Annotated in this window: 10 protein-coding genes; 5 read left to right on the top strand and 5 right to left on the bottom strand. The window is 47.5% G+C overall.

The genetic code is table 11. The features are described from left to right. Nucleotides 1-151: 151 nt before the first annotated feature. Nucleotides 152-1,435, bottom strand: a complete 1,284-nt coding sequence (locus F7D20_RS11425) for an ATP-binding protein (protein WP_158464150.1) — start codon at nt 1,433-1,435, stop codon at nt 152-154. 612 nt (nt 1,436-2,047) lie between these two features. Between F7D20_RS11425 and F7D20_RS11420 the strand changes: the two genes are divergently transcribed. Further along, entirely contained in the window at nt 2,048-2,920 is an 873-nt protein-coding gene (locus F7D20_RS11420; protein ID WP_158464149.1) for a tetratricopeptide repeat protein, read from the top strand. Between the two features lie 90 nt (nt 2,921-3,010). On the opposite strand, the gene F7D20_RS11415 is transcribed toward F7D20_RS11420, so the two are convergent. From F7D20_RS11415 to F7D20_RS11400, 4 genes are all read right to left on the bottom strand, one after another. Continuing rightward, on the bottom strand, nt 3,011-4,372 hold the full coding sequence (locus F7D20_RS11415) for an MATE family efflux transporter (RefSeq protein WP_158464148.1): 1,362 nt from the start codon (nt 4,370-4,372) through the stop codon (nt 3,011-3,013). 173 nt (nt 4,373-4,545) lie between these two features. Then, nucleotides 4,546-4,938: a hypothetical protein gene (locus tag F7D20_RS11410; protein WP_158464147.1), complete on the bottom strand. Its 393-nt coding sequence runs from the start codon at nt 4,936-4,938 to the stop codon at nt 4,546-4,548. Between the two features lie 96 nt (nt 4,939-5,034). Continuing rightward, the gene (locus tag F7D20_RS11405; protein ID WP_158464146.1) at nt 5,035-6,327 is read right to left on the bottom strand and encodes an ATP-binding protein; all 1,293 of its coding nucleotides are present in this window, start codon (nt 6,325-6,327) and stop codon (nt 5,035-5,037) included. Nucleotides 6,328-6,530: 203 nt separating this feature from the next. After that, entirely contained in the window at nt 6,531-8,558 is a 2,028-nt protein-coding gene (locus F7D20_RS11400) for an AAA domain-containing protein (RefSeq protein WP_158464145.1), read from the bottom strand. Nucleotides 8,559-8,630: 72 nt separating this feature from the next. Here F7D20_RS11400 and F7D20_RS11395 point away from each other — a divergent pair, with 72 nt between their 5' ends. From F7D20_RS11395 to F7D20_RS11385, 4 genes are all read left to right on the top strand, one after another. Beyond that, nucleotides 8,631-9,425 carry an ABC transporter ATP-binding protein gene (locus tag F7D20_RS11395; protein WP_158464144.1) on the top strand — a complete coding sequence of 265 codons (795 nt, stop codon included), beginning with the start codon at nt 8,631-8,633 and terminating at the stop codon, nt 9,423-9,425. Between the two features lie 428 nt (nt 9,426-9,853). Continuing rightward, the gene (locus F7D20_RS13095; protein ID WP_228114183.1) at nt 9,854-10,240 is read left to right on the top strand and encodes an AAA family ATPase; all 387 of its coding nucleotides are present in this window, start codon (nt 9,854-9,856) and stop codon (nt 10,238-10,240) included. Further along, nucleotides 10,188-10,577 carry a DUF4143 domain-containing protein gene (locus F7D20_RS13090; protein WP_228114182.1) on the top strand — a complete coding sequence of 130 codons (390 nt, stop codon included), beginning with the start codon at nt 10,188-10,190 and terminating at the stop codon, nt 10,575-10,577. Before F7D20_RS13095 ends, F7D20_RS13090 begins: the two co-directional genes overlap by 53 nt. Before the next feature lie 110 nt (nt 10,578-10,687). Beyond that, nucleotides 10,688-11,059, top strand: coding sequence for a hypothetical protein (locus tag F7D20_RS11385; protein WP_158464143.1), 372 nt, complete (start codon nt 10,688-10,690; stop codon nt 11,057-11,059). Nucleotides 11,060-11,076 lie beyond the last annotated feature (17 nt).

Below are 11,076 nucleotides of genomic sequence, written 5' to 3'. Positions count from 1 at the left end.
ATATTTGTGAGACTACCAACTTTTTTATGAACTATTCTTATCCCGAACTGGGGTAATTTTAATTTCTGTGTGCAAAGTTAGCTTGCACTTGTGCCAATTCGTGGGACAGCAAGTCTTTATTTTATGTATTTAGAGGAAATATTTTAAAGCTCTAGTTGTTGTCTTGCAGTAGCCATTTCCAGATAGGTACTACCTCTATCGTATAATCATCTGCCTTTATTTGGGTCTGGTAATCACGGGTGATGATGTAGCCGTGATAGCCTGGAAAGGCTTTCAGAAATTTAATCAGTCCTCCTACTTCTCGCTCGTAGGTTGCCTCATCATTCAGATTGTAAGATACCTGTATGGCCAACTGGGCAGAAGGAACGCAGAAATCTATCTCTACGTTCTTGTTGAAATAATAGAGCAAGGTTTCTTCTGTCGTGTTTCTGAATCTTCTGTTCAGTTCTATCGCCACCATATTCTCCAACAGCTTCGTTTCTCCCTGAAACAGAAAGAGATTGAGTATTCCATTATCGGCAACGTATCTTTTTTGAAGTGTTGCCTGTTCTGTCATAGGTGAAACCAGATTCGGAATCGGGAAGAAGAGATACGCATCTTGCATGTATTCCAGGTAATCCTTTAGGGCTGGCAAACTGATGGTGTCTCCGGTAGATTTCACCATGTGTTGCAATCTGGTCAGGGATGAAGGCTGCATCACGCTATCGGCAAGTTTTTTAGCCAGGAAGCGGAATATTCTTGAATTGCGAATGCTGTTTCTCTCCACGATGTCGCCAATCAGAATTTTCTGATACAGGGCATTGAGATATTCCCGCTTGTCGGGTTGCTCAAACGATTCAGCTATTCCCCCTTCGTAAAAGTAGGAATCAAAATAGTTGGACACTATTGATTTTATCTGTTGGTTGTATTCCCAGTTTTCACCTAGTTCTACTTGATGATAGGTTAGGTATTCTGCAAAGGAAAAAGGAAAGATTTCCTTCGGAATGTATCTTCCTCCAAGTGTAGAATACATTTCCTTGCCCAGCATCTTGGCGTTGCTGCCTGTAATCATCACGCGATATTGGGAGTCAGCCAAGCGGCGGGCAAATTTCTCCCAACCTTCTATATTCTGAATCTCATCAAGATAGACGAAGGGCTGTTTGCCTGGATATAGTTCCATGTAGGAATCCAGGATAGTGCCCAGTTCTTCAGCCTTGAGGGATGACAAGCGCTCATCCTCAAAGTTGATGTAGAGAATATCTTGGGCCGACTGTTCTCCTTTGTTGAGTCTGGTCTGAATATCCTGATACAGTAAGTAGGATTTTCCTGCTCGTCTGATACCTACGAGAATATAATTCGACTTGTCGCCGAAAAGGAAATCTCGGTGAACCAGTTTGTAGTTCGGGATGGCTATTTGCTTCTCGATGATGATATTTTTGATAATTTGCTTGTCCATACAGAAATATTTTAAAGTATACTTTGCAAAAATACAAAAATATTTCTAACTATACTTCGAAATAATCCTAGGAAGCGGTTTGTTTAAGGAAAATTAATGTTTTTCCTATGATTTTCTGTTCCTAAGGTGAAAAGCAAATGGATTGGGTTTGCCTTCTATAGAAAAGGGGATTTCCCTGGGGCTGCGTTCCAGTTAGCTTGCTCCGGTTGGCTGCGTTCCGGTTACCCTGCAAAATCTTCCAGATTCCAGTTCTTCCAATTAATTTTAAGAGGGTATGCATCTTTCGCTTGTCCGTCTGCTTTACTTTTTATATTGTGTAACATATTGATTATTAATTAATTATATATATATAAATATATAAAAAGGAGGGTAGGATGGATATGCTGAAAAATTAATTAGAAGATTTGGAATTTGGAATATTTTGTTAGCTTGCTTCTGTCTAAAAGGTTAATAATCAAATAGTTAAATAAGTTCTCTACTTTCCGAAATCAGAAAAAAGAAAATATTTCTTCCAAAAAAGGGGCGTTTTCGGGATTTTATTCGTATTTTTGCCCTGTCGTTTGATACGATTTCAACAACAAACAATTCAAAGCCTAAAAAAATAGTTGGATTATGAACATATTTAAAAAGCTATTTGGTGGCCAAAAGACTACTGAGGAAGTGAAACAGGAGAAGGAAAAAGACTTCGACATGGTGAAATATGATGGTGTTCGTGCTCTCCGCATGCATCAATTTGACCTTGCAGCCAAGTCTTTGGAACACGCTCTGCAGTTGAATGCCGAAGATTTGGAATGCCGCGACTATCTCTCGCAGGCTTACATCTCTATGGGTGATCTGCAGAAAGCCTATGAGCAGTTGCAGATTCTCTCGGAAGCCCAGACCGACAACGTGGCGGTGCTGCTGCGTATGGCGGATGTGGCTTATATGATGGAGAACTATACTGCCATGTCGGAGGTATGCGATAAGGCTCTTCACCTGGACACATCGAATCTGCAGACCTATCTCTATTCTGCTAAGGCTTGCCGGGGATTGGGCGAACCCATCCGTGCCGTGTCGATGCTGACTGAGGCGATAGGCAAGCGTGAGGATTTCTATGCCGCCCGATTGCTTCGTGGCAGCATCCTGTTGGATCAGGCTCAGCTTTCCGAGGCAGAACTCGATGCAACTTTCCTCTATGAGCATATTCCGGGCAACGAGGATGTGCTGTTGTTGAAGGCTCGTGTAGAGAAGGCACAGGGAAAGATGGAGGAGGCTGAACAGACCTACGGTAAGGTGATGGAGGTAAATCCTTTCTCTATTGATGCGTATCGCGAGCGCAGCGAGGTTCGCAGAAGTCTGGGTGATAGTGCCGGTGCTGCCGAGGATGAGGCTGCTGCCAAGGAAATGGGTGCCGAAATTCCGGAACCATCAGAGGGAATAGAGCAGAAAATCAAGGAGAAAATGCAGCAGATGGACCCCTATAAGGTTTTCCATAACGAATACTGAATAATAGAATTTCATCTTTCTAACTGGAAAAAAATATTTTCCCAGTTAGAAAGATTATTTTTTATAACTACAAGTCGCCGTTTTCATCGTCTACAGCACTTCCTTCTTCAGATGCTTATAAAGCCACAGGAAGGCGGGAATGAGGAAGAGATCTGCCATGACCCAGGCTACGGGGTCGCCGAAGCAGACACCCGTCCAAGCCAGGGCTGGCACCAGCCAGAGACTCACACCGCATCTCGCTATCATTTCCATTACGCCACTCAGCATCGAGAGGTTGCTGTAACCCAAGCCCTGGATGCTGTAGCGCAGGATGGTGAGCAAGCCCAGACAAGGATAGAAATAGTTGGCGATGCGCATAAACTGGGCGGCATAGGTCACTACCTCTGCCTCGCCCTTATCCACGAAGAGCATCATCATCTCGTCGGCAAACGGATAGATGAGCAGGAAGGTGAAGACGAAATAAACCAGCATCATCCTGATGGAAGCCCTTACGCCCTGACCAATTCTATCCAACTTCCTGGCTCCCAGGTTCTGACCGCAATAGGTTGCCATTGCCACTCCGATGTTCTCGAACACGCAGGTGAAGAGGTATTTGATGCGCATAGAGGCGGTGAATGCAGCCACATAAACCGTTCCTAAGGCGTTGTTGGCACTCTGGAGCATGATGAGACCAATGGCGGTAATGGAGAACTGCAGTCCCATCGGAACGCCGTTGTTCAGCAGAATGCTGATCTTCTTGTTATCGAATTTCTTTTCCTCGCCCTTCGGAATCAGAATCTGCATCTTCTTTTGGATAAACCTGATACAGAGCAGCACGGAGATGCCCTGCGATAGCCAGGTGGCGATGCCTGCTCCCTCTACGCCCAACCCCATGCCGAGAATGAGAATGGCATCGAGTATGATGTTGATGACGGAGGCGGTGATGAGGAAACAGAATGGCTGCTTCGAGTTGCCTAAGGCACGGATCTGACCGGAGAGGAGGTTGTAGGCGATGGTGAAAGGTATCGCCGCAAACTGCAGCATCAGGAAGATGTAGGCGTCGTCGAAGACTTCCTTCGGCGTATTCACCAGGTGCAGTATTTTTCCGCAGAAGATGCAGGAAAGGAAGGTGATGACGACGGCAAACACCACGGCGATGCGGATGCTGTTGCTGACGTAAGTCCGCATCTTGGGGTAATCTTTGGCACCGAATGCCTGGGCGACCGGGATGGCGAAACCGGCACAGGAGCCGTTGCAGAAGCCCATGATGAGGAACATGATGGAGCAGGATGCGCCTACTGCCGCAAGTGCGCCCACGCCTATCCATCTTCCCACGATGGCGGCGTCGATAATGAGGTACATCTGCTGAAGGATGTAACCCAGGATGAGTGGTATTGCAAATTGGATGATGGCTCGCAAGGGCGAGCCTACCGTCATGTCGTTTACCGACTTTGATTTTGGGGTTTTGACCATTAATTTTTATGATTAGTTTTTGTTGTTATCCTATTAGAAAAGTTATTTTTTTTAGGAGTTAAAGGAGTTATCGCTTCCTTCGGTCGCTGAGGAGTTAAGACAACGCCTTGAGGGAATGGTTAATTCAAGTCCACAAAAGCATTTGTCTTAACTCCTTTAACTCCTTAACTCCTTTAACTCCTTAACTCCTTCTTGATTTCTGCCATTTTGTTGCGGCGTTCGATAGAGAAAGTGTCGCCGTGGGTTTCCACGTAGTCGAAGAGCATGAAGGCCTTGCCGAGCAGTTCGTCCCTTGTGGGCTGCCCCACGGTGTCGGCCTCGTGATAATAGAGTTCGGCGAGCATGTTCATCTTGGAGAGCCGCTTCTCCTCGTCGGCGATGCCTGCCATGGCTTTCATCACGTCGTCGATGGTGGCGACGCTGTAGAAGGCATAAGGACCTACGTATTGGTCGTAGAGCTCCTTGATCTTCTCGCGTCTCACCTCTACCTCTTTCTTTTCGAGCATTCTCTCGAGTGCCGCCATAAACTCTCGTATCAGCCGCTGTATGTAGTCTCGTTGTAGCATATTTTTTTATTTTGTTGTTATTGTTGCGTTATCTAATAGACTCATTGGTATTGCCATGACTAAAGCAAAGTTCAGGGAGTATTGTGAGAAGAGTTCCTAAAAACTCTCCTCTACCCCGTACAATGGGACATTCTTCATCCACTCTTGCTCCTTGTATGGCGACATGGAGAAGCGGATGGCTCGCAAGTCGGGATGGGCGTCAAAGAAGGCGCGAAGTGACTTGGAACGCAGGTTCTCTTCCGCTTTTACCTCTATCGGAGTTATCACCCCTTGGTGCTGGGCAAGGAAGTCTATCTCCAAGCGAGCGTCTCCCCTACTATAATAATAGGTGTAAATGTCCTGTTGACATAATAGCTGGGTAAGGACGTAGTTTTCCGTGAACGCCCCCTTGCTCTCCGTCATGGCTTTGTTGGAGATGAGCATTTGGGCAGGTTCCATCTCGCTCAACGCACCCAGGAGGCCGACATCCAGGAGAAACAGCTTGAAGGCATTGAGGTCTTCGTAAAACTTCAAAGGCATTCCAACTTCTCTTACTCGGGAAATGCGATAGGTGAGACCTGCATCCACCAGCCATTGTATTGCCATCTCAAAATCCTTGGCTCGTGCTCCGCTTCTCACCGCTCCATAGATGAACTTCTTGTTTTCCTTGGCAAGCTGGGAAGGGATGGATTGCCAAACCATGCTGATGCGAGTGGCTTCATTTGGGCTGACATGCTTCGACATGTCACTACGATAAATGGTGAGAATGTTGTTCTGAACCTGTCTGACGAGATTTGCATCGTTGGTTGCAAGATAAGTTTTCACAGCCTCAGGCATTCCCCCTACAAAATAATATTCTCTTAATATCTTAGTGAGTTTATCATGAAGTAATGTGATGGTCTTCCAGTCTTTACTTTTCAATATGTTCAGCAACTGTTCTTCGTCTTTTGCCATAAGAAACTCTTCGAAAGACATAGGGTAGAGTCGAATGATATCAACCTTTCCCACTGGGGCGGATTCTCCTTGATGCATGGCAACGCCTAAAAGTGAACCTGCTACAGCCACATGGTATTCTGGTGCATTTTCACAGAAATACTTCAGCGAGGAAAGTCCCTTGTGAAGTTCTTGTATTTCATCCAGAATGATAAGCGTTTTGCCAGGGATTATAGGCTGTTTGCTAATGGCTCCGATAACCATTAGGACTCGCTTCATATCATAATCTTCTGCAAATATGTTGGCAATCTCAGAGTTTCCATCACAGTTGATGTAGGCTACGTGGTCATATTCCTGTTTCCCAAACTCCTGGAGGATATAAGTCTTGCCTACTTGTCTTGCTCCTGATAAGATTAAGGGCTTTCTGCAAAGGCTCTCTTTCCATGCTTTTAATTGTTCTATGACCGTTCTTTTCATCCTTACATACATTTTGAAGTCGTTAATGATGCTAATAACTTGCTGTTATGATGTTTAAACAGCTCTGTCGGTTGCAAAGATACACTTTTTTACACGAACTTTCAAATGTTTTCAACACTTTTTTACACGAACTTTCCTCGTATGCATACACTTTTTTACACGAACCTTCCTCGTATTACGTTCATGACAACCGCTTTCCCATCTTATTCGTTGTTGTTGATAGCCTCCACATACTCCCACAGTTTCTTGTAGAAAGGATGCTTCGTCATGGTGTCTTTGTTGCCCAGGATGATGAGCTTCATGCGGGCACGTGTCATCGCCACGTTCATGCGGCGCAGGTCTTTCAGGAATCCGATCTGTCCCTCGTCATTGGACCGCACCAAGGAGATGAGGATCACGTCGCGCTCCTGTCCCTGGAATCCGTCCACCGTGTTGACGCTGATCAGGCGGCGGTAAGGCTTGAAGAACTCATACTTCTTGATGAGCCTCTTGAGGTATTGCACCTGAGCACGATAGGGCGAGATGATTCCCACGTCGATGCGCTCGTCTATTACGCGCTGCTTGCCTATCTTGGTGAAGTATTCCGCCAGGGTGAGGAGAGTAAGCTCCGCCTCTGCCTTATTGATGCGGCCGAAGCTCTCGCCCACAAACTGCTCCTTGAAGTTCAAGTCTGCATTCTGCTGGGAAACTGATGCTGAAACTGTATTATGATCCGTCGATGATGAACTGGATGCAGAATCCTCGGAAGCCTCTTCCCCCTCGATGGTTATCTGATTCTCCGTGTCTCCTGTGTCGATCCATGTGATGGCGTGGTCGTAGTCCAGGATGCTCCGGTATTTTATCTGTGGCGCACTCTGCACCTTGCCGTGGTAGAACCAGTCGCTCGAGAATCGCATGATCTCCTCGTTCATGCGGTATTGTATCTTCAGCAGCGTCACCACCTCGGGTTTGTTCTCGGCGATGCGCTCCATCAGCGTCTTGCCCAGTCCTGCTCTCATGGCGGCAATGCTCTTCACCGTAGGCGGCAGCTGACAGTGGTCGCCCGCCAGCACTACTCTGCCGGCTCTTCTCATCGGAATCCAACAGGCTGCCTCTAAGGCTTGAGCTGCCTCGTCGATGAAGAGTGTGCCAAACTTCATTCCCTCCAAGAGTCTGTGGGACGAGCCTACCAGCGTGCAGGCGATGACTCTTGCCTCGCCCATCAACTCGGCGTTGATTCTTATCTCTATCTCGGCGGCACGGCTCTTCAGCCTGTCCATCTTCTGGTGGAAGTTCTCGCTTCCCTTCTTGCGGTTCTTGCGAAGTTCGCGGATGGCCTTGCGGATGGCCCACAGCTGCGGATAGTCGGGATGGCTCTCGAAGCGTCGCTCGTAGGTGAAACCGAGCATCTTGTCGTTGACTCGTGTCGGGTTGCCGATGCGCAGCACGTTGATGCCTCTGTCCACGAGTTTCTCTGAGATCCAGTCCACCGCCATGTTGCTCTGGGCGCACACCAGCACCTGGCTCTCCCGCATCAGCGTCTCGTTGATGGCTTCCACCAGGGTCGTGGTCTTTCCTGTTCCTGGAGGACCGTGCACGATGGCTACGTCCTTCGCCCACAGCACCTCGTTCACGGCCTGTTCCTGGGTGGGGTTGAGCCAGGGAAATCTCATGGGCTCAAAGCTGTATCGTTCTGCTTTCCGGTGCGAGTAGAAGAGGTCGCGCAGATATGCCAGGCGGTTGTTCTTGGCTTTCATCGTGCAGTCGAGGGCGTCGAACATCATCTTGTAGCTCGTCTCGTCGAACGACAGCTGAACGCCCACTGGCACGTCAGCCTGCTGCAGTTCGAGCAGCGGTGCCGAGTCGGGTACGGTAATCACCATTCTGTCGCCGTCCACATAGCTCACGGTGCCTGTGAAGGAGAAGTATTTCAACATCTTCTTTTCTGTCTTCCCGTCTGTCTGCGCGGATTTGTTTTCCCCTGCCTTAAAGAACATGACGGGTCTTCCGAACTCAAAGTTGTGTTCGATGTCCTGGTCTTCGGTACGGAACACCTCTATGGCGTTTTGGTTGAGCGAGTTGTAGAAACTTTTTCCTATGCGTAGCGGAAACCAGGCATCGCCTCTCTTCACCTTTCGCTGCATTCCCATCTGTTCGGTCTGTTTGCGAAAGGCTTCTTTCTCGGTGTAATACTCTATTTGCAGTAGGGTACGTTGCTGAAGCAGTGCTTGTATTGGTGATGTTTGTTCCATATCGTGTGCAAAAGTACTGCTTTTTTTTGGGAAAGATAAGTATTATCAAGAAAAATCACTTATCTTTGCATCATGAAATCATCTGTTCTTCTCAACGAACTCAGCATCGGCTACCGCCATCGGGGCGAAACCAAGGTCGTAGCCCGTCATCTCACAGGCTGCCTTTGTGCCGGCGAGCTGACCTGCCTCATTGGTCCCAACGGCGTAGGCAAGTCTACCCTATTGCGCACTCTTTCGGGCTTTCTCCGCCCCCTGCAGGGCGAGGTGCTGCTCGGTACTGGCAGCCGTCCCGTACCCCTTTCCAGCCTCACCCGTGGCGAGCTTTCGCGCCAGATGAGCATCGTACTCACCGCCAAGCCCGAGACCTCGGGTCTCACCGTATCCGACCTTGTCGGCATGGGGCGTTCCCCTTATACCGGGTTCTGGGGTCGTCTGAGTCAGGAAGACCGTGCCCTTGTCGCCGAAGCCATGCGTCAGGTCGGCATCAGTCATCTCAGCGACCGCAGGATAAGCACGTTGAGCGATGGCGAGCGACAGAAGACGATGATCGCCAAGGCTTTGGCGCAGTCCACGCCCATCCTCTTCCTCGACGAGCCCACGGCTTTCTTAGACTATCCCAGCAAGGCAGAGATGCTGCAGCTGCTGCGCAGCCTGGCTCACGATCTTGGCAAGACCATCTTCCTCTCCACCCACGATATAGAAATGGCGCTTCAGCTTTCCGACCGCCTCTGGCTGATGCAGTCAGGCCGTTTCGAGACCGGCACACCGCACGAGCTGGCTGCCCGAGGCTCGCTCTCGCTGTTCATCGAGCATAACGGCATACACCTTGACAAGGATTCGCTGGCAATAAGGATTGAGGAAGAGTGAGGGGGCTTTATTTTGATAACTGACTTTCAGGGCGTGCTGCTTCTGGAGTTTTTGGGCCTTCAGCCCGTACTTAAACCACTTGCGAAACTTCAGTACAGAGCCCACTTGAAAAAGCCAATTTTACGAAAACCTACTTTTGATTATCAATAAGTTGCAAAGGCAAAAAATACGATTTTCGACTTTTTCAAGTGGACTCAGTACAAAAAATAATTGGAGAGAAAGGAAAATCTTTCCTTTAAAAGGAAATAATTACCGATTTCTTTCCTTTTAAGAAGGAAAAAATGTATCTTTGCAACCGCAAAGTCCCTTGAAAAAGTGGCAGAGCAGAACAAAAAGTCCCTTGAAAAACGTGCATGGATTCAAGAAAAGTCCCTTGAAAAACGTGCACAACATCGAGAACAACACATCATAAATCATTAGAAAAACAGATGTTTAAACGAAAAATCGAGAAATATCTCAAAGAATGGAAGAGTGATGAGCACAAAATGCCTCTCATCATCAAAGGATGTCGCCAATGCGGAAAGACATTCTCGGTACTCGATTTTGCCCATAAAAATTATGAGCATGTTGTGTATATAGACTTTTTCCAGCACCCAGAATACAAGTCGGTATTTGATGGTGGCCTGAACATCGATCTCCTCTGCATGACACTTTCTACCTTAATACCTGATGCCAATTTCGTATCGGGCAAGACCTGTATCATCTTTGACGAGATACAGGAATGCCCACGGGCCCGCACAGCCTTGAAATTCTTCAAGACTGATGGCAGATACGGGGCTTTTCATCAGTATGCTCGAACAAGGAACGGCTGCTGATATTCTGCAAGGCAATCTCTATGGATACAAGGGAGCCATCTTTGAAAATCTGGTGGCCGACATTTTTGGTAAGATGAATCGTAAGCTCTATTATTTCCGCAAGGATTCGGGGTTGGAAATTGACTTTGTTACAAGATACGAAGGCGAATGTACATTGGTAGAAGTAAAGGCGAGCAACGGAAACATCAAAAGTGCCAAGACCATCCTTTCGAACCCAGAAAAGTATCACGTAGTTCAAGCCATCAAACTGGGAGATGTAAATGTGGGTACAGCCCCACAAACTCTCATTCTTCCCCTCTACATGGCTTTTCTGCTGAAAACAGATAATCTTCGTTAAAATATCGAAATTCAAAGAATAACCACAGCTGAAATGAAGAACTTTGCATTATCTTTGCAAACAGAAAATACAGAAGACTGTAGATAATTTGCATAAACAAATGCTGTTAAATGCAGAGGATAACGCATAAGAGAATCAGGATTTCCTGGCTGCTGCTATTGGTTTACCTGCCGATGCTCATAGCCGTTACGTTTCACCATCATGGTGAAGCGCAGGGAACTCAGGCCGATTTCTTTTGTGCCGATTGCGCCCATCATGTTCATCACGACGGGCATCTGATAGCCCTGCAGAATACCATGCACGACTGTGTGCTCTGCCAATTGCAAAGCACTCCTTATCTGGCTCCATCCCTCTTGGTTTGGGTTGCCTTCGCCGTGCTCCATCTCTCCCCTCGCCGTGCCTTCTGCTCTCCTTGCCTGTGCAGAGCGAAGGGGGTAAAATCTACCCGTGCTCCACCTTATTCTCTGTTATTATATAAATAACTGAATATTAACAGAAT

Origin of the sequence: Segatella copri (assembly GCF_009495355.1) — a bacterium.
In the GTDB taxonomy this organism is placed as follows: domain Bacteria; phylum Bacteroidota; class Bacteroidia; order Bacteroidales; family Bacteroidaceae; genus Prevotella.
This window is presented reverse-complemented; position numbering and strand designations above follow the sequence as displayed.